We start from the raw sequence: 25,185 nt of genomic DNA on the forward strand, positions 1-25,185 counted from the left end.
TTCCGCCATCTCCGGTGCCATCGTCTCCCTCCCCCTGGTGGGGAGGGATCAAGCTGGCGGCCCGGTACTCCGGTCCATCGCATTGCTCGTTCAAGGGTTCAGAATTGCCTAGCCTCGCCCTGAAGCTCCAGCCGGAGGAGACCGAGGATCACCTCGCCGCCCTCGACTTCGCCCGCATCGCGCGCCTCATCGAGGGCGAGGCGGGCATCAGGCTGCCGCCCGGCAAGCGCCTGATGGTCGAAGGCCGGCTGCGCAAGCGCATGCGCGCCCTGGGGCACCCCGATTTCGCCTCCTATACCGACCTGCTGTTCAACAAGGCCGGGCTCGAGCGCGAGCTGGTTCACATCATCAACGCGGTCACCACCAACAAGACCGACTTCTTCCGCGAGTCCGAGCACTTCGACTATCTCGTCGAGCACATGGTGCCGTCGCTGCTCGCGCGACGGGCCGAGCGCAACCCGCTGCTCAAGGTCTGGAGCGCTGCCAGTTCGACCGGCGCCGAGGCCTACACCCTCGCCATGGTGCTGAACGATCTGGCGGCGCAGGGTCGCGCCTTCCGCTTCGCCATCCTCGGCACCGACATCTCCACCACGGTGCTGGCCCAGGGGCGTCGCGCCGTCTATCCGGCCGAGATGATCGCCCCGGTGCCGCCCGACATGCAGGCGCGCTACGTCATGCATGCCCGCCACCCCGGCACCCGCCGCGAGGTCCGCATCGTTCCCGAGCTGCGCCGCTTCGTCCGCTTCGACCATCTCAACCTGATGGACCAGGCCTATCCCTACGACCGCGACTGCGACATCGTCTTCCTGCGCAACGTACTGATCTATTTCGAGAAATCGGACCAGGAGGCGGTGGTCACCCGCCTTGTCGGCCATCTCAGGCCCGGCGGCTACCTCGTCCTCGGTCACTCCGAATCCATGATCGGCACCTCGCTTGCCGTGCGGCAGGTGGCGCCCGCCGTGTTCCAGAAGCTCTGAGGGACGAGCCGATGACCGCCGAAGCCGACCGCAAGATCCGTGTCCTGATCGTCGACGATTCCGCCGCCGTGCGCACGACGCTCAGCGACATCATCGCTGCCGACCCCGAACTCGAGGTCATGGGCACCGCGGCCGACCCCTATATCGCGGTCGAGCGCATCCGCGGCGAGGTCCCCGATGTCATCTTCCTCGATATCGAGCTGCCGCGCATGGACGGCATCACCTTCCTGCGCAAGCTGATGTCGCAGCGCCCGATCCCCGTGGTGATCTGCTCGGCGCATGCCTCGGAGGGCAGCGACACGCTGATCGAGGCGCTCGAGGCCGGCGCCGTCGACGTCGTCCCCAAGCCGCGCCTCGACACCGCCCAGTTCCTGCAGGATTCGCGCGAGCGCATCTGCTCGGCGGCCCGCCTGGCCGCGCAGGCGAGCCTGAAGGGCCGGGTCAGGCCCCCGGCGCCCAAGCTGAACGTCGAACGAAAGCTCACCGCCGATGCGGTGATCCCGCCGCGCAGCGCCGCTCGTGCCGCATCCGCCCTCGCCACCACCCCGCTCACCGATCCGCTGGTCTGCATCGGCGCCTCGACCGGCGGCACCGAGGCGTTGCGGGACGTGCTCGTCGAGTTGCCGGCCACCACGCCTGGCATCCTCATCGTCCAGCACATGCCCGAGCGCTTCACCGCCGCCTTCGCCCGCCGCCTCGACGGCCTGTGCCAGATGCGGGTCAAGGAGGCCGAGGATGGCGACGCGGTCGAGCCCGGCAGCGTGCTCATCGCTCCCGGCGGCCACCACATGGTGCTGCACCGCACCGGGTCGCGCTACACCGTGCGGGTGATCGATGGTCCGCACGTCTCGCGCCACCGCCCCTCCGTCGACGTGCTGTTCCGCTCGGCCGCCTATGGCGCCGGCCGCAACGCGCTCGGCGTGCTGCTGACCGGCATGGGCGACGATGGCGCGCGCGGCCTGCTCGAGATGCGCGAGGCCGGGGCCGCCACGCTCGCCCAGGACGAAGACAGCTCGGTGGTCTTCGGCATGCCCAAGGAAGCCATCGCGCTGGGCGCGGCGCAGAAGGTGGTCGGCCTCCGCCGCATCGCGCACGAAATCACCGCCTACGCCGCCCGTGCCCCGATGAGGGATCCCGCATGATCGCTTCCGAAACCACCCCTCGTGTCCTCCCCCACGGAACGGAGGGTCCCCATGCGGCCCTCGAGGCGATCGACCTCGCCACCGTGATCGCCGACCTCGCCGCGCCGCGCGACGCCATCGACGGCGCTTTCGTCGCGGTCGGCGGTCGCCTCGCCGAATGTGCCGAGATCCTGTCGCGCATCACCGGCACATTCGAGGCCCTGCCGGTGGAACTGGGCGGCGACGAACTCACGGTTGCCACCGACCGGCTTGCCCTGGTCGGCCGCCGCGCCGGCGAGATCGCCCTGGCGCTCGGCACCGAGCAAGGCGACCTGACCCGCCTGGTCGAAGCCCTGCACCGGGCCGCCCAGCCCATCGATGCGCTGCGCCGCACCGTCAGGATGATGGGCATCGTCGCCATCAATGCGCGCGTCGTCGCGGCCGGCGTGATCGACGAACGCGAGGATTTCAGCGTCTTTACCACCGACATCGCCCAGCTGTCGGACAGCGCCGCCACCACCATCAGCAAGTTCCACCGCACCTACGAGGCGCTGACCGGCGTCGTCGCCGATGCGGCGCTGGCGCGCGGCAGCTTCCAGGCCGCCCACCGCGACACGCTCTCCGCCCTCGCCGGCGAGCTCGAGCGCGACCTCGCCGAAGTCACCGGGCAGCGCCTCGAATCCGCCCGCTCCAGCGCCGTCACCGGCCAGATGTCGCGCGCCATCGCCGACCGGGTCGCCGCCGCCGTGATGGCCCTGCAGGTCGGCGATGCCACCCGCCAGCGCCTCGAGCATGTCGAAGCCGCCCTCACGGATGTCGCCCCTCTTGTCCTCCCCCGCGCGGCGGGGGAGGTGTCCGGGGAAGGGCCGGATGGAGGGGGCCACGATCCCTCGGCTCACCTCCCCGTCCTCGAACTCCAGCGTCTCCAGCTCGCCGCCGCGCGAGAATCCCTCGTCGAGGAAATGGCCTCGGGTGCCGAGGCGCTCGGGCAGCTGTCGCACGACGTGCAGGCGGTGCTCGATCATGCCGGCGCGGTCTACGGCTCGGCCGAGAACCGCTCGGCCCTGGCCGAACTGCATGGCGCCGTGCGCCGTGCCGTCACCGTGCTGCGCGACTGCGAAAGCGAGCGCGGCAAGCTCGACCAGGTCGCCGCCGCCGTGTCCGACACCGTCCGGGTGCTGCTCGGCCACGTCGAGGCGGTGCAGGAAATCGAGTACAAGATGCGCCTCGTCTCGCTCAACGCCGCGGTCAAGTGCGCCCAGCTCGGCCCGCGCGGCCGTGCCCTCGACGTCATCGCCCAGCAGTTGCGCACCCTTACCGGCGAAACCGTCGTCTCTGCCCACGCCGCCGTCGAGTGCCTCACCCAGGCCTCCGAGTTCTCCGCCGCCTTCACCCGCTCGGCCGATTCCGGCGCCACCCGCGTCGGCGACATCGAGCGCGAGGCCACCGCTGCGCTCGGCGAGCTCGAGGCCGTCGGCTTCCGCATGAAGAACGCGCTGGTCGAACTCTATGCCGGCGGCCCGCAGGTAGCCCGGCGCCTTGATGACGCCGTCGCCGCCCTCGCCGGCCACGCCACCATCTCGGAGGCGATCAGCGACATCGAGTTCGCCCTGACCCGTCCCCGCGAAGCGGAGGCTGATCACGGTGCGCCCGACGCCCCGGCCGGTATAGACCCCGCCCTCGAGCCGTTTCTCGCCACGCTGCGGCGCCGCTACACCATGGATGCCGAGCGGCGCCTGCATGACGGTTTTACCGGGCTCGCGCCCGAAGCCGAGCCCGAGCCGGCCGCCGACGATCTCGACGACCTGCTGTTCTAGCTGGCCGGCCGGACGGAGGCCAACGCATCGCCGAATGGAGTCGGCCGGCTGTCTTGCATTCGTCATCCGACCGGGGCCAAGTGGCGCCAGCTGTTCCGGAACCCCGCCATGACCGGCGACGAGGTCAAGGAGACCGTGCCGGTTGCGGCCAGGGGCCGAGTCGACTAGAACGGCCCCATCGGGGAGTGGTATCAAAATGGTCGCAGATTGGTATGATCGCTTGACGCTGTCGAGCCAATGGCGTCCCGCCTCCGAGGGCGTTCCGGCGCGCTATCGACTGGTGCTGCACAACCACGGTGCGGATACGCTGCGCGACTTCCGTCTCGGCTTTTCCGGGCCGACGCGGGTCAGCGACGATGCCGAGATCGTCGGCGGCAGGGTCGTGGCGCAGCTCTCGAACTTCTGCGAGATCGCTCCCGACAAGGGCTTTTCGCTGGCGCCCGGGCAGAGCTGGGTCATCGACGTCCTCAAGCTCGACTACCCCATCCGCCACTGGACCGACGGCGCCACCACCGGCTTTCTCATCCTGGCCGACGGCAGCACCCACTCGCTCCGCACCGTGCCGACGGCCCGCGAGGGTAGCGACGCAGTGCGCCGCAAGGGTACCGCCGTTTCCGAGGTTCCCGAGCACCCGCCGGTGCCGGTCTCGATCATCCCCTGGCCGAAAGCCGTCGCGGTCTCCGGGCGCCGCACCGTGCCGCCCGGCCTCGCCCCGGTCGCCAACACCGGCTTCGGTCACGCCGCCATCGCCGCCTTCGGCAAGCTGGCCGGGCGGCTCTTCGCCGGCGAGGGTCTCGTGCGGCCTGCCCATGAAGGGGGGCTGCCGGTCGAGATTGTCAGCGGGGCCGGCGGCAGGGAGGGCTATGCCATCGAGTTCGGCCCCGAGCGCGTGCGGATCAGTGCCGAGAGCGAGACCGGCGGGCTCTATGGCCTCATCACGGTCGGCCAGATCCTGCGCGGCGCGCGCCTGCATCTGCGCCAGTTCGACTTTCCCACCGCCGGGCGCATCGAGGATGAGCCGGCCATGGCCTGGCGCGGCAGCCATCTCGATGTCGCCCGCCGCGTCTATGCGCGCGACGAGGTCGAGCAGTTCCTCGCCGTCCTCGCCTGGAACAAGCTCAACGTCTTCCACTGGCACCTGAGCGACGACGAGGCCTGGCGCGTCGAGATCGACGCCTATCCGCAGCTGACCGGCAGGGGCGCCTGGCGCGGCTACGGCATGCCCGTGCCGCCGCTGCTCGGTTCGGGCCCGGAGCGCAGCGGCGGCTACTACACCAAGGCCGACATCCGCGCCATCGTCGCCCTCGCCACCTCCTGGGGCATCGACGTCGTCCCCGAGATCGACGTGCCGGGCCATTGCTATGCCATGCTGCAGGCCATTCCGGCCCTGCGCGATCCGGGCGAGAACGCGCCCTATCACTCGATCCAGAGCTTCCCCAACAACTGCCTCAACCCCGCCATCGAGGCGACCTACGGCGCCATCGAAACCATCTTCTCCGAGATGCTCGCGCTGTTTCCCTCGCGCTATTTCCACGTCGGCGCCGACGAGGTGCCCGAGGACGCCTGGCACGCTTCGCCGGCTGCCAACAGGTTGCGCCAGGACCTCGGCGTCACCGGCGCCGCGCCGCTCCAGGCCCTGTTCCTGCAGCGGCTCCAGGCCTTCCTCACCTCCAAGGGCAGGATCACCGGCGCGTGGGAGGAGGCAAGCCACGGCGGCGGCATCGACAAGGCCAACTGCTACCTCGTCGGCTGGCGCACCCCCGAGGGCAGCCGCCAGCTCGCCGCCGACGGCTACGATGTCGTCGTTGCGCCCGGCCAGGCCTACTATCTCGACATGGCCAATTCCGACGACTGGCACGAGTGCGGCGCCTCCTGGGCCGGCTGGTCTTCGCCCGAAAAGACCTACGCCTTCGATCCGACCGCCGGCTGGAACGACGCCGAGCGCGCCCGGCTTCTGGGCGTCCAGGCTTGCATCTGGTCCGAGCCGATGACCGACCGCGCCGTGTTTGACCGGCTGGTCTTCCCGCGCCTTTCCGCCATTGCCGAGACCGGCTGGAGCCATCACCGCGACTTTGGCCGCTTCAGCGCTCTGGCCGGCCTGATGCCGAACCTTTACGGGCGCTACGAAGCGGGCTGACGGGCGGGTGAGCGCCTGGCGTCAGTCCGGCTGGAGTGCCCCAACCGGGCTAACCTCGCATTTACTTGCCCACGCTAGTCTCGACGCCGATTATCGTCAGCGCTTCCGGGACTTATCGCGCCTTGCCCAAGACCGGAGATACCCCCGACCTCGCAACGCCGTCCCCGCCCGCCCATGGCGCGCGCCCGGGCGGACTTGCCGCCATGCGCCGGCGGCTCGAGGTGCAGGAGCTTCGCCTCAAGGCCGTCCTGGACAGCTTGTCCCAGGGTCTGTCGCTCTATGACAGCGAAGCGCGGCTGGTGCTGTGCAACCAGCAGTTCCTCGACATCTACCGGCTGCCGCCCGAATGCGGCACACCGGGCACCACCTTTCGCCAGATCCTCGAGGCGCGGATCGCCGGCAACACGCATGTCGGCGACGACGCCGAGGACTATGTCGCCGATCGGCTCGGGGTGGCCACCGCCAGGCGGGCGCTCGGGGCCATCCACCGGCTGAACTCCGGCCAGATGATCTCGGTGACGCATCAGCCCATGGCCGACGGCGGCTGGGTCTCGACCCACAAGGACGTCACCGAACTGCACAACCTGCAGGCCGAACTGACGCACCTCGCCTACCACGATCCGCTGACCGGCCTGCCCAACCGGACGCTGTTCTACCGGCGCATCGGCGCGGCCTTCGATGAGCTCGCCCGCCACCCGGGGCTGGCCGTGCTGTGCCTCGATCTCGATGGCTTCAAGCCGATCAACGACACCATCGGTCACGCCGCCGGCGATGTGCTGCTGCGCCAGTTCGCGGCCCGCCTCGCCGCCTGCCTCGGTCCCGACGACACGGTGGCCCGCATGGGCGGCGACGAGTTCGCCGTGCTGCACCACGGCACGTCCGAAACGGCCCGCGCCCTCGCGTCGCGCATCGGGGAAGCAACGCACGCCCCCTTCGAACTCGACGGGCGGGTGGTCAGCGTCGCGGTGGGTATCGGCATTGCCGTCGCCGGCCGCGATGGCGCCGAAACCGACGCGTTGCTGCACAGCGCCGATCTGGCGCTGTATGCCGCCAAGCGCGATGGTCGCGGCGGCATCCGCAGCTTCGATCCCGAACTCGACCGCGCCGAAACCGATCGGCGCCGCATCGAGGTCGAACTCAAGCATGCCATCGCCATGCAGCAGTTCGAGCTCCACTTCCAGCCCATCCTCGACCTCGGGACCGAGGCCTTCGCCGGCTTCGAGGCGCTGCTGCGCTGGCGCCATCCGGAGCGCGGCATGGTTCCGCCCGGCGACTTCATCCCGGTGGCGGAGGCGACGGGCATGATCCTGCCGCTTGGCGAGTGGGTCATCCGCGAGGCGCTGGCGGAAGCGGCCAGGTGGCCGGCCGACCTGCGCGTCGCGGTCAATGTGTCGTCCGTCCAGTTGGTGCGCGGCAACCTGCCCACCATCCTGACCCAGGCGCTGGCCCATAGCGGCATCGCCCCCGGCCGGGTCGAGATCGAGATCACCGAGTCGGTGTTCCTCGCCAATTCCGACGAGAGCCTGGAGACCCTGCGCCGGCTCCGCGCCCTCGGCGTGCGGGTCGCGCTCGACGATTTCGGCACCGGCTATTCTGCGCTCGGCTACCTGCTCGCCTTCCCGTTCGACAAGATCAAGATCGACGGCACCTTCGTCCGCGCCCTGTCGAGCGCCGAAAGCGCCCGGACCATCGTCAGTGCCGTCGCGGACATCGGGGCGCGCCTCGGCATGCAGACCACGGCCGAGGGCATCGAGGATGCCGAGCAACTGCGCGCCGTGCACGCCATGGGCTACAGCGAGGCGCAGGGCTACCTGATTGCCCGCCCCATGCCGCGCGAAGCCGTCCGCCGCCTGCTCACCGCCGCCTTCGACCGGATGCCCGAGGCCCCCCACGAGCGCGTCGCGGGTTAGCGCATTTCACAACCTGACTGGACCGCTCGCTGGTCACCCCTGTTCCTCTCCCCGTCGGGGAGAGGGTGGATCGCGCGTAGCGCGAGACGGGTGAGGGGCAGCGCGCCGTCGCCGCCCCCGCTAACAACAAGGGCGGGGATCGCTCCCCGCCCTCCGGCATTCGATTGCAGCCAGCCTCAGAGCTTGTCGGTGATCGCGGTGGTGTAGGCGCCCGACGGCTTGTTCTTGATGATCTTCTGGTCGAGCAGCGCCTTCTCGGTGCGGTCATAGGCCGCCATGTTGAGCTTGAAGTCGGTGGCATCGACCAGCTTGGCCACTTCGCTCATCATGTACTTCTGGTGCGCCAGCGTCTGGGCGCCGGACTCGTCGTTGTCGATCACGATCTGAGCCGCCTCGTCGGGATGCTCGATCGCATACTGCCAGCCCTTCTGCGAGGCGCGCACGAAGCGCACCATCTTGTCGACGAAGGCCGGGTCGGCCAGCTTGTCTTCCATGGCGTACAGGCCGTCCTCGAGCAGGTCGTTGCCGAGGTCGGTGTAGTTGAAGATCACCAGCTTGTCGGTGGTGAAGCCGGCATCGATCGCCTGGCCGAGCTCGTTGTAGGTCATCACCGAGATGCAGTCGGCCTGCTTCTGGATCAGCGGCTGCACGTCGAAGCTCTGCTTCAGCACGTTGACGCCGTCCGGGCCGCCATTGGTCGGGATGCCGAGCTTGTTCATCCAGGCGTAGAACGGATACTCGTTGCCGAAGAACCAGACGCCGAGCGTATGGCCCTTGAAGTCGGCCTCGGTCTGCACCGGCCCGTCCTTGGGGCAGATCATCAGCAGGCCCGACTTCTTGAACGGCTGCGCGATATTGACCAGGGCCACGCCCTGCTCGCGCGCGGCGAGCGCGCCGCCCATCCAGTCGACGATCACGTCGGCGCCGCCACCGGCGATCACCTGCTCGGGCGCAACGTCCGGCCCGCCCGGCTTGATCGTGATGTCGATGCCTTCGTCGGAGTAGAAGCCCTTGTCCTTGGCGACGTAGTAGCCGGCGAACTGCGCCTGCGTCACCCACTTGAGCTGCAGCGTCACCGGATCGGCGGCGAAGCCGGCGGTGGCGCCCAGCGCCAGCGCGCCGGCCACGAGCCCAACGAGAAGTTTCTTCATGATCACGTTCCCTCTTTCCCTGTTACGCCCGTCCACCACGGACGGACGGATGCCAGAAGGTGACGGCCCGTTCGACGAGCGCCACCACCCAGTAGAAGACAGAGCCCGCTAACGCCGCCACGGCGATCTCTGCCCAGACCATCTCGACATTGAGCTTGCCGATCTCCGACGAGATGCGAAAGCCCATGCCGACGATGGGTGTCCCGAAGAATTCAGCCACGATTGCGCCGATCAGCGCCAGAGTCGAGTTGATCTTCAAAGCGTTGAAGATGAACGGCGCCGCCGCCGGCAGCCTGAGCTTGAACAGCGTCGACCAATACCCGGACGCATAGGTGCGCATCAGGTCGCGCTCCATGTGCCCGGCGACGTTCAACCCGGCGACCGTGTTCACCAGCATGGGGAAGAAGGTCATGATCACGACCACCGCCGCCTTCGACGGCCAGTCGAAGCCGAACCACATCACCATGATCGGCGCGATGCCGATCAGCGGCAGCGCCGAGATGAAGTTGCCGAGCGGCAGCAGCCCGCGCTTCAGGAACGGCGAGCGGTCGACCGCGATGGCGACGAGGAAGCCGGAGCCGCAGCCGAGCACGTAGCCCGCCAGCACCGACTTCATGAACGTCTGCTGGAAGTCCGCGGCGATCTGCGGGATGTTCCCGGTCAGCATGGTCCAGATGCCCGAGGGCGCGGGCAGCAGCACCTTGGGCACGTTACCGCCGCGCGTGATCGCTTCCCAGGCGACGAGGATGGCGACGCCGAACACGAGCGGGATCAGCATGCCGACGGCATCGCCGACCTTGCCCTTGCTGATGGCGCCCGAGAGCCGCTCCGCGAACAGCCAGGCGAACAGCCAGGCCGAAACCAGGGCGAACCAGTACCCCGCCTCGGCCTGCTGGATCGTATCGAGCGCCAGCATCAGCGCCATCGCGCCGAGCGCCGCGAGCCCGCCATCGCCCCAGAAACTGAGCTTCAGGCGGAAGCGGACGAGGCTGAGGATCGCCAGCACCAGGAACGCCCCCACCGCCGGGAACTCCCACACCGGCAGCGGTGCGCCTTCGGTCGAGGCGAACTCGAACACCAGCGCGAGCAGCGCGAAGCCGGCGGCGAAGGCGGCAAGGACTCGTTGCAGCATGCTCATGGCCTTGCCCCCAGCCGCGCATTGATCACCCGCTCGGCGATGCCGACCAGCGCAATCAGCGCTCCGGCGAGCAGCGCCGCCGCCAGCAGCGCCGACCAGATCTGCACCGTCTGGCCGTAATACGAGCCGGCCAGCAGCCGCGCCCCGATGCCGTTGCTGGTCCCGGCCGGCAGTTCGCCGACGATCGCGCCGACAAGGCTGGCCGCGACGCCCACCTTCATCGAGGTGAACAGGTAGGGCAGAGCGATCGGCCAGCGCAGCTTGGTGAACACCTCGAAGCGCGAGGCATTGTAGGTCCGCATCAGGTCGAGCTGGATCTGCTCGGGGCTGCGGAAACCCTTCACCATGCCGACGACGACCGGAAAGAAGCTCAGGTAGGTCGAGATCAGCGCCTTGGGGATCAGCCCCGAGATGCCGACCGCGTTCAGCACCACGATCACCATCGGCGCAATGGCGAGGATCGGCACGGTCTGGCTGGCGATGATCCATGGCATCAGCGAGCGGTCCATCGCCTGGTTGTGCACGATGAACACCGCGAGCCCGATGCCGAACGCCGTGCCCATGATGAAGCCGAGCAGGGTCGCCGACAGCGTCTGCCAGCCATGGTAGACGAGGCTGCGCTTGCTGGTAACGGCCTGCTCGACCGTCGTCTTCCAGAACTCGGCGACGATCTGGTGCGGGGCCGGCAGCAGCGGCTTGTCCTGGTTCAGCACGTCGTTGAGCTGCTGGCCGAAGGTCACGCCAGTCACGTCGGTGCGCTGGTAGAAGTCGGAAACGCCCGACCAGTTCATCAGGATCGCCGCGACGTACCAGACGACGATCAGCCCGATCAGCACGATGACAATGGGGATCAGGCTGCCGTCGCGCCAGGTCTTGCCCATCGTCATTCCTCGTACGAATGCCCGGCCCGCAACCCCTCACGGACGCGGTGGGCAATGGCGAGGAATTCCGGCGTCTCGCGGATTTCGAGCGGGCGCTCGGCGGGGAGGGGGCTTTCGATCACGTCGGTGACCCGCCCCGGGCGCGGCGACATCACCACGATCTTGGTCGACAGGTACACCGCCTCCGGAATCGAGTGGGTCACGAACGCGATGGTCTTCTGCGTCGCCGCCCAGAGCTTCAGCAGCTCCGAGTTCAGGTGGTCGCGCACGATCTCGTCGAGTGCCCCGAACGGCTCATCCATCAGCAAGAGGTCGGCATCGAAGGCCAGCGCCCGGGCGATCGAGGCGCGCTGCTGCATGCCGCCGCTGAGCTGCCAGGGGAACTTCTTCTCGAAGCCCTCGAGGTTGACCAGTTCCAGCGTCTTCCTGATGCGCTCGCGCCGGTCGGCCTCGCCATAGCCCATGATCTCGAGCGGCAGCGCCACGTTCTTTTCGATCGTCCGCCACGGAAACAGCGCCGGCGCCTGGAACACGTAGCCATACGAGCGGTTGACCCGCGCGTCGGCCGGCGACGTCCCATTGACCGTGATCGTGCCCGAGGTCGGCTGCTCGAGGTCGGCGATGACGCGCAGGAACGTCGTCTTGCCGCAGCCCGAGGGCCCGATGAACGAGACGAACTCGCCCCGCCTGATGTCCAGATTTACATCGGACAGCGCGATCACGTCGCCGTCCGCCGTCTTGAAGGTGAGACCGAGGCCCTTGGCCTCGACCACGCTTACAGATTTGCCCCCGTCAGTCGTCAAACTCAAACCCCGCTCTGCGGAATGCCCGCCCGTTCGATCTTGCGCGGTGCGGTGATTTCCTTCCACTGGCTCAGCGCGCGGTTCACAGGGTTCTTGGCCTCGCGGGCCACGAACTCGCCATGCCCCTGCTCGGCCGAGACCTTGTCCTCCGTCACCGCCACCTTGCCACGCGTCAGCGTGAAGCGCGGCAGGCCCGTCACCTCGATGCCCTCGAACACGTTGTAGTCGATCGCCGACTGCTGCTTGCTCGCCTCGATGGTCTTCCTGCGCTTGGGATCCCACACCACGAGGTCGGCGTCGGCCCCGACCAGGATCGCACCCTTCTTCGGGTACATGTTGAGGATCTTGGCGATGTTGGTCGAGGTCACCGCGACGAACTCGTTCATCGTCAGCCGGCCGGTGTTGACGCCCTTGGTCCACAGCACCGGCATCCGGTCCTCGAGCCCGCCCGTGCCGTTCGGGATCTTGGCGAAGTTGCCGATGCCGGTCCGCTTCTGCGCCGTGGTGAAGGCGCAATGGTCGGTCGCCACCACCTGCAGCGACCCGGACGCGAGCCCGGCCCACAGCGAATCCTGGTGCTGCTTGTTGCGGAACGGCGGGCTCATCACCCGGCGCGCCGCATAGTCCCAGTCCTTGTTGAAATACTCGGTCTCGTCGAGCACCAGGTGCTGGATCAGCGGCTCGCCGTAGACGCGCATGCCCTTCTGCCGCGCCCGACGGATCGCCTCGTGCGCCTGCTCGCAGGAGGTATGCACGATATAGACCGGCACGCCCGCCATGTCTGCGATCATGATGGCGCGGTTGGTCGCTTCGCCCTCCACTTCCGGCGGCCGCGAATAGGCGTGGCCCTCCGGCCCGTTATTGCCCTCGGCCAGGAGCTTCTGGGTCATCGAGGCGACGACGTCGCCGTTCTCGGCGTGGACGAGCGGCAGCGCGCCCAGCTCGGCGCAGCGCTGGAAGCTGGCGAACATCTCGTCGTCGTTCACCATCAGCGAGCCCTTGTAGGCCATGAAGTGCTTGAACGAGGTGATGCCGCGATCGACCACCTCGGCCATCTCGTTGAACACCTGCTCGCCCCACCAGGTGATCGCCATGTGGAACGAGTAGTCGCAACTGGCCTTGGACGTCTTGTTGTCCCACATCGAGAGCGCCTCGAGCAGCGACTGGTTCGGGTTGGGCAGGCAGAAATCCACCACCGTCGTCGTGCCGCCCGCCAGCGCCGCCCGCGTGCCGGACTCGAAGTCGTCCGACGAATAGGTGCCCATGAACGGCATCTCGAGATGCGTATGCGGATCGATGCCGCCCGGCATGACATAGCACCCGGACGCATCGAGCACCTCGCCCCCGCTGAGGTTCTGCCCGATCTCGGTGATCCTGCCGCCCTCGACGCGGATATCGGCCGCATAGGTGAGATCGGCAGTAACGATCGTGCCGTTCTTGATGATTTTGCTGGTCATGGCATGTCCCTGTATGTGTCCTGAAACCCCTCACCCGTCCCGGCTTCGCCGGTCCACCCTCTCCCCGACGGGGAGAGGAACAGAGGGTGCCTCGCTCAAATATCTCGCTGCAAACGCCGCCCTCGCGGCTCGTGCTCCCCTTGTTCCTCTCCCCGTCGGGGAGAGGGTGGCCTGCGCGAAGCGCAGGTCGGGTGAGGGGTTGCCCGCCACTGTGTCGAGAATGGCTTGAAGCACAGCATCACGATTGCTGTTCACGTCGTTGTTCCAGAACCTGAGGACCGAGTACCCCTCGCGGTTGAGATACTCGGTGCGCGACATGTCCTCGGCGCTCTCGGCATGCTGTCCACCGTCCAGTTCGACGATCAGTCCCGCCTCGGCACAAAGGAAATCCGCAAAGTACGGACCGATAGGCACCTGCCTCGCGAACTTGAGGCCGGCCAGGTTGCGATTGCGCAGCACGTACCAAAGCCGGTTTTCGACGTCCGTGCCGGCCTTTCGCAGCCGACGCGCCCGTTCAACCGTGGCTGTGGTGCGCTCGCCCAAGCTCACCCCACGATCTCCGCCGTCTCCAGCACCGCCCGCAGCAGCACGTCGGTTCCGGCCGCGGCCCATTCCTTGCTGATCTCTTCCGCCTCGTTGTGGCTGAGCCCGTCGACGCACGGGCACATGATCATCGCCGCCGGCGCGACGCGGTTGATCCAGCACGCATCGTGCCCGGCGCCCGAGACGATGTCGCGGTGCGAATAGCCGAGTTCCTTGGCCGCCGCCCGTACGTTGCCGACCAGCGTCTTGTCGAAAGTCACCGGGTCGAAATGCCCGACCTGCTCGACCTCGAATCCGATATCCAGCGCTTCGGCGGTATTCTCGATGCCGGCGCGGATGCGCGCGTCCATCTCGTCGAGCACGTCCTTGTTGGGCGAGCGGATATCGATGGTGAACACCGCCTTGCCGGCGATGATGTTGCGCGAATTCGGATAGACTTGGATGTGCCCCACCGCGCCCACGGCGTCGGGCTGGTAGTCCATCGCCACCTCGTGCACCAGCTCGATCACCCGCGCCATGCCGAGGCTGGCATTACGGCGCTTCGGCATCGGGGTCGAGCCGGTATGCGCCTCCTTGCCGGTGAGCGTCACCTGCAGCCACTTCAGCCCCTGGCCGTGCGTGACGACGCCGATGTCGATGTTCTCGTCCTCCAGGATTGGGCCCTGCTCGATGTGGAGCTCGTAATAGGCGTGGATCTTCCGCGCCCCGACGACCTCGTCGCCCTTCCAGCCGATCCGCTCGAGTTCTTCGCCGAAGGTCTTTCCGTCCTTGTCGGTGTGCTTGTAGACGTCGGCCTGGTCGAGCACGCCGGCGAAGACGCCCGAGGCCATCATGGCCGGGGCGAAGCGCGCGCCTTCCTCGTTGGTCCAGTTGACCACCACGATCGGCCGCCTGGTCCTGATGTCGAGGTCGTTGAGCGTGCGGATCACCTCGAGCCCGCCGAGCACGCCGAGCACGCCGTCATAGCGCCCGCCGGTCGGCTGGGTGTCGAGATGGCTGCCGACATAGACCGGATCGAGCCCCGGCTCCGTGCCCTCGCGGCGCGCGAACATGGTGCCCATCTGGTCGAGCCCCATGCTCATCCCGGCCGCCTCGCACCATTTCTGGAACAGTGCGCGGCCCTTGCCGTCTTCGTCGGTCACCGTCTGCCGGTTGTTGCCGCCGGCAACCCCAGGACCGATTTCGGCCATCTCGTGGATGGAGCTCCAGAGGCGTTCGGGGTTGATCCTGAGGTTCTCGCCGGGAGCTGCCATAGTTATCGGTCTTTCACAGAAGTTGCAGTCAGGTCCCCTCGCCCCTCTGGGGAGAGGGTGGCTGGCGCGAAGCGCCAGTCGGGGGAGGGGCAGTGCCGCAAGGTCAGCAACAATGCCTGCTGCACGCCGTCGATGTTGCCCAGCACTTCATTGTTCCAGAAGCGCAGGACGGAGAAGCCCTGTTCGTTGAGATAGCGAGTCCGGCGGGCATCACTGACGGAGTCGGAATGCTGGCCGCCGTCCAACTCGACGACGAGCATTTCGTCGCGACAGACGAAGTCTGCGCAGTACGGCCCAATCGCGTACTGGCGCACGAACTTGAAGCCGTCGAGACGGCGGTCGCGCAGACGCCACCAGAGCATCTTCTCTGCGTCAGTGGCAGCTGAGCGCAACGCGCGTACGCGCTTCAGAATGCGTGGATCGCCGTGACTTCCCCTCACCCTGACCCTCTCCCCGGAGGGGAGAGGGGACGCACTTTGCGCCGCCGGTGCTCCATCGCCCCCTCTCCCCTCCGGGGAGAAGGCTGGGGTGAGGGGCAGTCCTGCGATGCTCGCGCGTCCCACCATCTCTTACTTCATGCTCGGGAAGGTGAATTCCGCGCCGGATTTGATCCCTGCCGGCCAGCGCGTCGTCACGGTCTTGAGGCGGGTATAGAAGTGCACCCCCTCGGGCCCGTAGATCGAGTGGTCGCCGAACAGCGAGCGCTTCCAGCCGCCGAACGAGTGGTAGGCCACCGGCACCGGGATCGGCACGTTGATGCCGACCATGCCCACCTCGATCTTGTCGGCGAAGTCGCGCGCGGCGTCGCCGTCGCGGGTGAAGATCGCCGTGCCATTGGCATATTCGTGGCCGTGGATCAGGTCGACCGCATCCTGGTACGACTTGGCCCGCACCACGCTCAGCACCGGCCCGAAGATCTCCTCGCGGTAGATCTTCATGTCCGGCTTCACGTGGTCGAACAGGGTGCCGCCGACGAAGAAGCCGTTCTCGTAGCCCTGCAGCTTGAAGCCGCGCCCGTCGACCACGAGCTCGGCCCCCGCTTCGACGCCGCTATCGATATAGCCGACGATCTTGTCGCGCTGCGCCCTCGAGACGATCGGGCCCATCTGCGCGTCCTTGTCGGTCGCGGGGCCAATCTTCAGCGCCTCGACGCGCGGCTTGAGCCGGGCGACCAGCGCATCGGCCGTCCTGTCGCCGACCGGCACCGCCACCGAGATGGCCATGCAGCGCTCGCCGGCCGAGCCGTAGCCGGCGCCCATCAGCGCGTCGGCGGCCTGGTCCATGTCGGCGTCGGGCATGATGATCATGTGGTTCTTGGCGCCGCCCAGCGCCTGCACGCGCTTGCCCGCCTGCGTGCCGCGCCGGTAGACGTACTCGGCGATCGGGGTCGAGCCCACGAACGACACCGCCTTGATGTCCGGATGGTCGAGCAGCGTGTCGACCGCTTCCTTGTCGCCATGCACGACGTTGAGCACGCCCTCGGGCAGGCCCGCGTCCATGAACAGCTGCCAGGCGAACATCGGCGCGCTGGGATCGCGCTCCGACGGCTTCAAGACGAACGTGTTCCCGCAGGCGATGGCCAGCGGATACATCCACATCGGCACCATGGCCGGGAAGTTGAACGGCGTGATGCCGGCCACGACGCCGAGCGGCTGCCGGTCCGAATAGCTGTCGATCGAGGGGCCGACATTGCGGCTGAACTCGCCCTTCAGCAGCTGCGGGATGCCGCACGCGAAGTCGACGCAGTCGATGCCGCGCGCCAGTTCGCCCAGCGCATCGTCATGCACCTTGCCATGCTCGAGCGAGATCAGCCGCGCCAGCTCGTCGGAGTGCTTCTCGAGCAGCTCCTTGAACTTGAACAGCACCCGCGCGCGCTTCATCGGCGTCAGCCCCGCCCAGCCGGGCAGGGCCTTCTTCGCCGCGGCCACGGCCGAGTTGATCTCGTCGACGCTCGACAGCGGCAGGGTGGCGATGGCCTCGCCGGTCGCCGGGTTGAACACCGGCTGGGTGCGGCTGCTGGTCGAGGTGACCAGCTTCCCGCCAATCGCATTCTGGATCGTCTGCATCGAGGTCTCCGCCCTTAGTGTGGAACGTTCATTCTATTCGCTGTGATATAGAATATCCGTTCCATTCTACTCAAGCGTCTTCAGGATGCCTCCAAGCGTGCCGATCAGTTCGTCGATCTGCGCCTTGGTGATGATCAGCGGCGGGCTCAGGGCGATGATGTCGCCGGTGGTGCGGATCAGGATGCCCTTCTCGTAGGCTTGCACGAAGGCCGAGAAGGCGCGCTTGGTCGGCGCGCCGGCGATCGGCTCCAGCTCCACCGCGCCGATCAGGCCCAGGTTGCGGATGTCGATGACATGCGGCAGGCCCTTGAGCGAATGCAGCGCATCGGCCCAGTAGTCGGCGAGTTCGGCGCCGCGGGTCAGCAGGCCCTCGTCCTTGTAGGTCTCGAGCGTCGCCAGGCCGGCCGCAGCCGCCACCGGGTTGCCCGAATAGGTGTAGCCGTGCATGAACTCGATGACGTGCTCCGGCCCCTGCATGAAGGCGTCGTGGATCTCGGACGTGACCAGCACCGCGCCCATCGGGATGGTGCCGTTGGTCAGGCCCTTGGCCGTCACCATGATGTCGGGCGTGACGCCGAAATAGTCGGCCGCGAACGGCGTGCCGACGCGGCCGAAGCCGGTGATCACTTCGTCGAAGATCAGCAGGATGCCGTGCTTCCTGGTGATCTCGCGCAGCTTCTGCAGATACCCCTTGGGCGGGATCAGCACGCCGGTCGACCCGGCCACCGGCTCGACGATCACCGCGGCGATGGTCGAGGCGTCATGCAGCGTGACGATGCGCTCGAGTTCACTCGCCAGGTCCTCGCCGCCGCCCTCGCGCTCGCCGCGGGTGAACTGGTTCTTGCCCGGGGTATGGGTGTGCGGCATGTGGTCGACGCCGGTCAGCAGCGTGCCGAACATCTTGCGGTTGGTGACGATGCCGCCCACCGAGATGCCGCCGAAGTTGACGCCGTGATAGCCGCGCTCGCGCCCGATCAGGCGGAAGCGGCTGCCCTCGCCCTTCACCCGGTGATAGGCCAGCGCCACCTTCAGCGCCGTCTCCACCGACTCCGAGCCGGAGTTGGTGTAGAGCACGTGGTTCAGCCCCTCCGGCGCGATCGACACCAGCGCGTTGGCGAGCTCGAACGCCTTGGGATGGCCCATCTGGAAGGCCGGCGCGTAGTCCATCTCGGCTGCCTGCGTCGCGATCGCCTCGACGATCTTGGGGCGGCAGTGGCCAGCGTTCACGCACCACAGGCCCGCCGTGCCGTCCAGCACCTTGCGTCCGTCGGAGGTGGTGTAGTGCATGTCCTTGGCGCCCACGAACATGCGCGGCGCCTTCTTGAACTGCCGGTTGGCTGTGAACGGCATCCAGAACGCGCTGAGATCGTTTGGCGTGACATTGCGACGGTCGGACACCTTGATGACTCCCTGGCAGTCTATTTGTTGATCGTACTGGTCAAGTTTTATTATCCCTTGACCTTTGGATGTGTTATCCAGAAATTTGACCAGTTGGAAAAAACGTTATCACTCCCATGCCGCTGATCAAGGTGAAAATGCTGGAGGCCGAAGGCGGCCAGGGGGCGGTGAAACCGACCGGCCGCAAGCGCGCGCGCGCCCAGACCCGCATCCAGCGCGAGAAGCAGGAAGTGATCCTCGAGGCCGCGCTCGACGTGTTCTCGCGCGAGGGTTTTCGCGGCGCCACCATCGACCAGATCGCCGAGGCGGCGGGGATGAGCAAGCCCAACCTGCTCTACTATTTCCCGCGCAAGGAAGAGATCTACAAGCGCCTGATGACCGCCATGCTCGACGTCTGGCTCGCTCCGCTGCGCGAGATCGATTCGGACGGCGACCCGGTGACGGAGCTGCGCTCCTACATCCGGCGCAAGATCGAGATGAGCCGGGACTATCCCCGCCAGAGTCGGCTGTTCGCCAACGAGATGCTGCAGGGCGGGCCGCGCGTGCTCGACGTGCTGGAGACCGATCTCAAGGGGCTGGTCGACGAGAAGGTGCAGATCATGGAGGGCTGGATGGACGCCGGCAAGATCGTGCGCACCGATCCCTACCACATGATCTTTTCGATCTGGGCCACCACGCAGCACTATGCCGATTTCGACGTCCAGGTCCGCGCCGTGCTCGGCAAGGACCGCGGCGGCGAAGGCCGCTTCGAAGACGCTGCCCGCTACCTCGAGAACCTCTTCCTGCACGGGCTCTTGCCCAAGGAACGCTAGGCGTCCCTGAGCAGCGCCAGCACCGCCAGCCCGAGCACGGTCACCAATGCGCCCAGGGCGACGCTGAAGCTCACCCAGCCATGCCCGGCCATGCCCTCGAGCAGGATGACGAACGCCGGTACCAGATAGCCGTAGGCGACAACCTTGGCGGCGGGCAGGTGGGCCGAGGCGAACTGGATCAGGAAGAAGCAGATCGCCGTCGGCCCGATCGCGAGGTAGAGCACCACCCACCACACCAGCGGGTCGAGATGCAGCCAGTCCGTCGCCAGCACCTCCGGCAACCCGTAGAGCACGATCCAGGACGCCGTCGCCACCATCGTCCAGAAGCTCAGCACCAGCGCCGGCTCGCCGCGGTTGAAGCGGCGGAGCAGCGGCGTGTACACCGAGTAGGTGATGCAGCCGACGAGATAGATGAGTTCGCCCTGGCCCACGTCGAAGCGCATGAGCGCCTCGACATCGCCGCGGAAGATGACCCAGATCGCCCCGGCGCCGGCGAGCAGCAGGCTGACCAGCACCGCCGGCCCGGATCGCTGCCCGACGATGAACCACGCCGTCACCGCCGTCATCATCGGCACCAGCGTATAGACCGCGCTGGTCGCGACCGGCTTCGTCATCGTCAGGGCAATGAACATCGTGATGAAGTACACGGCCGTCAGGAAGCCGTTGATGCCGAAGCGCCAGGGCGCAGCCGGCCAGCGAAACCGCAGCCGCGCGATGCCAAAGGCATAGAGCCCCATGAACCCGGCCGCCAGCACGAAGCGCAGGGCATTGAGCGGCACCGCGTGGATATAGGGCACGGTCATCGCGCCGAACGTGAACGAGCCGGCGATCAGGCTTGCGAACAGCAGCATGGCGAGGTGCGCGCGCAGCCGCTGCCGGCCATCGGCCGCCCCTTCGATCTCCGCTCCGCTTTCCGCCACCGTATGCTCCCCGAACCAGCGCCGCCGTCTCTATAGCGGCGCGACGGTCGAGAAAAGCCGGCAACCGCCGCCGGCAGGGCACCCTTTCCCGGCGCCAGTGCTCACGCAGCTTCCGCGAGGGCGAAGGTGTGGCCCGGCAGTGCCTTGGCCCGATAGAGCGCCGCATCCGCCGCCGCGACCAGTTGCGGATCGCCGGGGCGGCCGACGGCTGCCCCCAGGCTCGAGCCGAGCGCGACTTCGCCCGCTCCGATGGGGATCGGCTCGCTCAGCGCGGTGCCGATGTCGGCCGCCATTTCCGCCAGCGCCGCCCGGTCGATCGGACCCTGTCGCACGAAGGCGAACTCGTCGCCGCCCATGCGGGCCACCAGGTCGCCGTCCCCGGCGAGGTTCGCCAGGCGCTGCGCGACGGTTTTCAGCAGTTCGTCGCCGGCGCCATGCCCCATCCGGTCGTTGATCGCCTTGAAGTCGTCGAGGTCGAGATAGAGCAGCCCGATCTCGGTGACGCCGCGCGCCGCCGCGGCCTCGATCCAGCCGTCGAAGGCCAGCCGGTTACCCAGCCCCGTCAGTGCATCGTGCAGCGCCAGCTCATGCGCATCGCGCCGCCGTCGCTCGAGTTCGCGGGTCATGCCCAGCAGCTTGCGCAGGATGGTGAAGATGCCGAACAGGAACACGCCGGTAGCCGCCAGCCGCAGCGGTGCGAGGTGGAGGAACATGTCGGAGCCAATGCGTCTCGGCGTCCACGCCAGCACCTCGGCCCGTCCGGGAGCAGGCACCGACACCTCGTCGGCCGCAACGCCGGACGGCGCGACAAAGCGTGCCCGATCGAGGACGAAGTCCTGCTGCAGCCGCGCTTCTGTCCCGGGCCCGGAACCAACGACCAGCAACGCCCGTTCTGCCCGTTCGATCTCGTCGGCGATGGCGGCCCGGTCGATCGCCTGCATGGCGTAGTAGGCGGCAAACACCACGGTCAGCGCCAGCAGCAGCATCGCTGCGACGCTGCCGGCCATCAGCCGGCCCGGATCGGGCAACTGGGCTGGCAACTCGCTCCCACCCGTCGTCCGCTTCGGTGCGCCGAAAAAACCCATACCCGCATCCCCCTGGCGCCCGGAACCTAGCAAGCAGCTCTTTGCCAATCCCTTAGCGACATCATGGGCTAACGGTAGATGGTTGATGCAGTCTTAAGCGTCGCCGGAACACTGCGGCCCGGCTCGCGGGAGAGACCTGACTCTCCCCACCCGGATCCCGGGAGAGCGACAAGAAGGATCGCAGCAAGAAGCCCGGGAGCCGCAGCTCGCCGGGCTTGCATGACTTGCGGGTCGGGCCGGTTTATTCGGCCGGCTCGACCTTGCGCATTGGGTTGTTGGGGTGCGTGGTCCAGTTGGCGTAGGTCGGCTCGACCACCCTGTTGGTCCGCTCGTCCAGCATGCCCGGCTGGAGCGCGATCATGGTGATGCAGTCCTCGACCGGGCACACGTTGACGCACAGGTTACAGCCGACGCATTCGTCGTCCATCACCTCGAAGTGCCGCTTGCCGTCCTTCTCCTTCATGATCGCCTGGTGCGAGGTGTCCTCGCAGGCGATGTGACAGCGGCCGCACTTGATGCACGTTTCCTGGTCGATATGCGCCTTGGTGATGTAGTTGAGGTTGAGGAACTGCCAGTCGGTGACGTTGCGCACCGCGCGGCCCGAAAAATCGTCGAGCGTGCGATACCCCTTCTCGTCCATCCAGTTCGAGAGCCCCGAGATCATCTCCTCGACGATCTTGAAGCCATAGACCATGGCCGCGGTGCACACCTGCACGTTGCCGGCCCCCAGCGCCAGGAACTCGGCGGCGTCGCGCCACGTCGTCACCCCGCCGATCCCCGAGATCGGCAGCCCGTAGGTTTCCTTGTCGCGGGCGATCTCGGCGACCATGTGCAGCGCGATCGGCTTGGCCGCCGGACCGCAATAGCCGCCATGCGTGCCCTTGCCGTCGATCGTCGGCATCGGCGCCATCAGGTCGAGGTCGACGCTGGTGATCGAGTTGATGGTGTTGATCAGGCTCACCGCATCGGTGCCGCCGTTCTTGGCGGCGCGCGCCGGCCGGCGGATATCGGTGATGTTCGGCGTCAGCTTGGTGATCACCGGCATGCGCGAGTACTGCTTGCACCAGCGCACGACCATCTCGACATATTCGGGCACCTGGCCCACGGCGGCGCCCATGCCGCGCTCGCTCATGCCGTGCGGGCAGCCGAAATTCAGCTCGATGCCGTCCGCTTCGGTCTCTTCCACCAGCGGCAGGATCGCCTTCCAGCTGTCCTCGTCGCACGGCACCATGATCGAGACGACCAATGCCCGGTCGGGCCAGTTCTTCTTGACCTGCTTGATCTCCTGCAGGTTGAGCTGCAGCTGCCGGTCGGTGATCAGCTCGATGTTGTTGAACCCGATCAGCCGCCGGTCGCCCGACCAGATCGCGCCGTAGCGCGGCCCGTTGACGTTGACCACCGGCGGGCCTTCCTCGCCCAGCGTCTTCCACACCACGCCGCCCCAGCCGGCCTTGAAGGCGCGCTCGACATTGTAGGCCTTGTCGGTCGGCGGCGCGGACGCCAGCCAGAACGGATTGGGCGATTTGATCCCGACGAAATTGTTGCGGATGTCAGCCATGGCTCTCTCCTCAGTTTCCGCTCAGGTAACGGTGGATGCTCTCGGCCGCGTCGCGTCCCTGCGCCACCGCCGTCACCGTCAGGTCGTCGCCCTTGTCGATGCAGTCGCCGCCGGCCCATACGCCCGGCCGCGATGTGCGGCCCTCGGCGTCGACGGCGATGCGGCCGCCGCTCAGCGCCAGCCCGGCCGCCGTCTCGTCCTCGAGCGTCTGGCCGATGGCCTTGAACACCTGGTCGGCGGGCAGCGTCAGGGTGTGGCCCATGCCGACCAGCCGGCCATCCGTCAGCGTGGTGTATTCGAGCTCGATGCCGGTCACCCGGCCGTTCTCGGTCAGGATACGCTTGGGCTGCAGCCAGTGCCGGATCCGGACACCCTTGGAGGCCGCCAGGTCCTGCTCGAAGCCCGAGGCGTTCATGTGCTCCTGCCCGCGCCGGTAGCAGATCGTCACGTCCTCGGCGCCCAGCAGCTTGGATTGCACGGCCGCGTCGATCGCCGTCATGCCGCCGCCGATCACCACGATCCGGCGGCCGACGGGGAGCTTGGACAGGTCGTCGCTCTGGCGCAGTTCCGAGATGAAGTCGACGGCGGCGGCGAGCCCGTCGTCGGCGGTGCTCTCGCCCTCCGCCCGCAGCGCATTCACGCCGCCCAGTCCCACGCCGAGGAACACCGCGTCATGCGTCTTGAGCAGGCCCTCGAGCGACAGCTCCTTGCCCAGCGCCTGGCCGAGCTCGATGTCGATGCCGCCGATCGCGGTGACATACTCGACTTCCGCCTGCGCAAAACCGTCGGGCGTCTTGTAGGTGGCGATGCCGTATTCGTTGAGCCCGCCGGCCTTGGGCCGCGCGTCATAGATGGTGACGTCGTGGCCGTGCACGGCCAGCCGGTGCGCCGCCGCGAGGCCGGCCGGGCCGGCGCCCACCACTGCGATCTTCTTGCCGGTCGAGGGGGCGCGCTCGAAGAACTGCGCGTTCTCTTCCATGGCGATGTCGGTCGCGTAGCGCTGCAGCTGGCCGATCTTGACCGGCTTGCCCTCGGCCTCCATGCGCACGCAGGCCTCCTCGCACAGCTGCTCGGTGGGGCAGACCCGGGCGCACATGCCGCCCAGGATGTTCTGCTCGAAGATCGTCTCGGCCGCCCCGAGCGGATTGTCGGTCGAAATCTCCCGGATGAACATCGGGATGTCGATCGAGGTCGGGCAGGCATGCATGCACGGGGCATCGAAGCAGAAGTAGCAGCGGTCGGCCTCGACGAACGCTTCGTGCTTGTCCAGCCGCGGATGCAGGTCCGAGAAATTCCGTGCGTATTGGCCGGGTTCCAGCCGCCCCGGTACGATGCCTTGCTTGAGCATACCCTCGCTCATCGGCCGCTCCCTCTCTCCCTAGAGCCATTCCAGAGAGGGACGCTAACGCAGCGCCGAAATTTTATCAATTGGTCAAAAATGAGAAAAATGCTGACCCTCGACCGAGGCGCGCCGCCTCCCCGCCGGCCCCCGAAAACGTGCCGGATCTTGCCGAAAGCCGTCCGCCATCGCTGCCCGGCGATGCCCGGGCGCGGCTCCGCGCGGATTTTTTTCGTATGGCGCCAAGGAACGGCGAGTCATTCCCGTCGTCGGGACAAGGCCCTGGAATTCCAGTCAGAAATCGAATCCCGGGACAGAATCCAGCTGATGCATTTGTGCAACTGTTGCACTTGCAGGTGACCTGTTCATATTCGGTTCATATTCTCGCCACACCGCCAAAGCTTGTTCCGCCCCGTCGTAACAAGCGTGAGTAGTTGAAGGTTGAATAGGAATATCGTTCTGGTCGCCGCCCTGGTAACGGGCCTCATGACTTCCGTTACCGGTGCCTTGGCCGACCAGTGCGGTGGGGCGTCCTGGTATGGACCAGGTTTCCACGGCAAGAAGACGGCCTCGGGCGAGCGGTTCAACGAGAATGCAATGACCGCCGCCCACAAGAGCCTTCCCCTCGGTACCGTCGTGAAGGTCACGAACCAGCGGACGGGGAAGTCCATCAAGGTCACAATCAACGACCGCGGTCCCTATGCCAAGGGCCGCATCATCGACCTCTCCAAGGCGGCAGCCGCCAAGCTCGGAACCCAGGCGTCCGGCGTCGGCAAGGTCTGCATCGCCGAACTCTGACCACCGCAGTCGGAGCCAATT

General features: G+C 67.3%; 21 protein-coding genes. 7 read left to right on the top strand and 14 right to left on the bottom strand.

The genetic code is table 11. The features are described from left to right. Nucleotides 1-104 precede the first annotated feature (104 nt). The 5 genes from J0I99_RS03590 (at nucleotide 105) to J0I99_RS03610 (ending at nucleotide 7,962) form a co-directional block, all read left to right on the top strand. Complete coding sequence (locus J0I99_RS03590) at nucleotides 105-977, top strand: CheR family methyltransferase (RefSeq protein ID WP_291395902.1); 873 nt, start codon at nucleotides 105-107, stop codon at nucleotides 975-977. Between the two features lie 11 nt (nucleotides 978-988). Beyond that, nucleotides 989-2,119, top strand: a complete 1,131-nt coding sequence (locus J0I99_RS03595) for a chemotaxis response regulator protein-glutamate methylesterase (RefSeq protein WP_291395904.1) — start codon at nucleotides 989-991, stop codon at nucleotides 2,117-2,119. After that, entirely contained in the window at nucleotides 2,116-3,915 is a 1,800-nt protein-coding gene (locus tag J0I99_RS03600) for a hypothetical protein (protein ID WP_291395906.1), read from the top strand. Before J0I99_RS03595 ends, J0I99_RS03600 begins: the two co-directional genes overlap by 4 nt. Nucleotides 3,916-4,111: 196 nt before the next feature. Beyond that, the gene (locus J0I99_RS03605) at nucleotides 4,112-6,052 is read left to right on the top strand and encodes a beta-N-acetylhexosaminidase (protein ID WP_291395908.1); all 1,941 of its coding nucleotides are present in this window, start codon (nucleotides 4,112-4,114) and stop codon (nucleotides 6,050-6,052) included. Between the two features lie 122 nt (nucleotides 6,053-6,174). Beyond that, nucleotides 6,175-7,962, top strand: a complete 1,788-nt coding sequence (locus J0I99_RS03610; RefSeq protein ID WP_291395910.1) for an EAL domain-containing protein — start codon at nucleotides 6,175-6,177, stop codon at nucleotides 7,960-7,962. Nucleotides 7,963-8,138: 176 nt separating this feature from the next. Here J0I99_RS03610 and J0I99_RS03615 read toward each other — a convergent pair whose 3' ends face one another. From J0I99_RS03615 to J0I99_RS03660, 10 genes are all read right to left on the bottom strand, one after another. Next, a complete protein-coding gene (locus tag J0I99_RS03615) occupies nucleotides 8,139-9,113 on the bottom strand; it encodes an ABC transporter substrate-binding protein (protein WP_291395911.1) in 975 nt (324 codons plus the stop codon). A gap of 22 nt (nucleotides 9,114-9,135) precedes the next feature. After that, nucleotides 9,136-10,029 (bottom strand): ABC transporter permease, encoded by an 894-nt coding sequence (locus J0I99_RS03620; protein ID WP_291389604.1) that lies wholly within the window; start codon nucleotides 10,027-10,029, stop codon nucleotides 9,136-9,138. 218 nt (nucleotides 10,030-10,247) lie between these two features. Next, nucleotides 10,248-11,132: an ABC transporter permease gene (locus tag J0I99_RS03625; protein ID WP_291389601.1), complete on the bottom strand. Its 885-nt coding sequence runs from the start codon at nucleotides 11,130-11,132 to the stop codon at nucleotides 10,248-10,250. Nucleotides 11,133-11,134: 2 nt separating this feature from the next. Beyond that, complete coding sequence (locus tag J0I99_RS03630; protein ID WP_291389605.1) at nucleotides 11,135-11,935, bottom strand: ABC transporter ATP-binding protein; 801 nt, start codon at nucleotides 11,933-11,935, stop codon at nucleotides 11,135-11,137. A gap of 2 nt (nucleotides 11,936-11,937) precedes the next feature. After that, nucleotides 11,938-13,392, bottom strand: coding sequence for a dihydropyrimidinase (gene hydA / locus J0I99_RS03635; RefSeq protein ID WP_291395913.1), 1,455 nt, complete (start codon nucleotides 13,390-13,392; stop codon nucleotides 11,938-11,940). Between the two features lie 30 nt (nucleotides 13,393-13,422). After that, entirely contained in the window at nucleotides 13,423-13,935 is a 513-nt protein-coding gene (locus J0I99_RS03640) for an endonuclease domain-containing protein (RefSeq protein ID WP_291395915.1), read from the bottom strand. Nucleotides 13,936-13,937: 2 nt separating this feature from the next. Next, nucleotides 13,938-15,188 (bottom strand): Zn-dependent hydrolase, encoded by a 1,251-nt coding sequence (locus J0I99_RS03645; protein ID WP_291395917.1) that lies wholly within the window; start codon nucleotides 15,186-15,188, stop codon nucleotides 13,938-13,940. A gap of 2 nt (nucleotides 15,189-15,190) precedes the next feature. After that, a complete protein-coding gene (locus J0I99_RS03650; protein ID WP_367115346.1) occupies nucleotides 15,191-15,754 on the bottom strand; it encodes an endonuclease domain-containing protein in 564 nt (187 codons plus the stop codon). Nucleotides 15,755-15,757: 3 nt separating this feature from the next. Next, nucleotides 15,758-17,254, bottom strand: a complete 1,497-nt coding sequence (locus J0I99_RS03655) for a CoA-acylating methylmalonate-semialdehyde dehydrogenase (RefSeq protein ID WP_291395919.1) — start codon at nucleotides 17,252-17,254, stop codon at nucleotides 15,758-15,760. A gap of 66 nt (nucleotides 17,255-17,320) precedes the next feature. After that, nucleotides 17,321-18,652 (bottom strand): aspartate aminotransferase family protein, encoded by a 1,332-nt coding sequence (locus J0I99_RS03660; RefSeq protein ID WP_291395920.1) that lies wholly within the window; start codon nucleotides 18,650-18,652, stop codon nucleotides 17,321-17,323. Between the two features lie 116 nt (nucleotides 18,653-18,768). On the opposite strand from J0I99_RS03660, the gene J0I99_RS03665 reads away from it, so the two are divergent. Further along, nucleotides 18,769-19,464, top strand: coding sequence for a TetR family transcriptional regulator C-terminal domain-containing protein (locus tag J0I99_RS03665; RefSeq protein WP_291395922.1), 696 nt, complete (start codon nucleotides 18,769-18,771; stop codon nucleotides 19,462-19,464). Here J0I99_RS03665 and J0I99_RS03670 read toward each other — a convergent pair. The 4 genes from J0I99_RS03670 to J0I99_RS03685 all read right to left on the bottom strand — a co-directional run bounded on the left by J0I99_RS03670 (nucleotide 19,461) and on the right by J0I99_RS03685 (nucleotide 24,387). After that, nucleotides 19,461-20,384: a DMT family transporter gene (locus J0I99_RS03670; RefSeq protein ID WP_291390875.1), complete on the bottom strand. Its 924-nt coding sequence runs from the start codon at nucleotides 20,382-20,384 to the stop codon at nucleotides 19,461-19,463. The genes J0I99_RS03665 and J0I99_RS03670 overlap by 4 nt on opposite strands. 101 nt (nucleotides 20,385-20,485) lie before the next feature. Beyond that, a complete protein-coding gene (locus tag J0I99_RS03675; RefSeq protein WP_291395923.1) occupies nucleotides 20,486-21,469 on the bottom strand; it encodes a GGDEF domain-containing protein in 984 nt (327 codons plus the stop codon). 241 nt (nucleotides 21,470-21,710) lie between these two features. Then, the gene (gene preA, locus J0I99_RS03680) at nucleotides 21,711-23,027 is read right to left on the bottom strand and encodes an NAD-dependent dihydropyrimidine dehydrogenase subunit PreA (protein ID WP_291395925.1); all 1,317 of its coding nucleotides are present in this window, start codon (nucleotides 23,025-23,027) and stop codon (nucleotides 21,711-21,713) included. Between the two features lie 10 nt (nucleotides 23,028-23,037). Then, nucleotides 23,038-24,387, bottom strand: coding sequence for an NAD(P)-dependent oxidoreductase (locus tag J0I99_RS03685; protein ID WP_291395927.1), 1,350 nt, complete (start codon nucleotides 24,385-24,387; stop codon nucleotides 23,038-23,040). A 465-nt stretch (nucleotides 24,388-24,852) separates the two neighbouring features. Here J0I99_RS03685 and J0I99_RS03690 point away from each other — a divergent pair, with 465 nt between their 5' ends. After that, nucleotides 24,853-25,164, top strand: coding sequence for a septal ring lytic transglycosylase RlpA family protein (locus J0I99_RS03690; protein WP_291389912.1), 312 nt, complete (start codon nucleotides 24,853-24,855; stop codon nucleotides 25,162-25,164). The last annotated feature ends 21 nt before the right edge of the window (nucleotides 25,165-25,185 follow it).

The organism is Devosia sp. (genome assembly GCF_017307495.1).
Classification (GTDB): Bacteria; Pseudomonadota; Alphaproteobacteria; order Rhizobiales; family Devosiaceae; genus Devosia_A.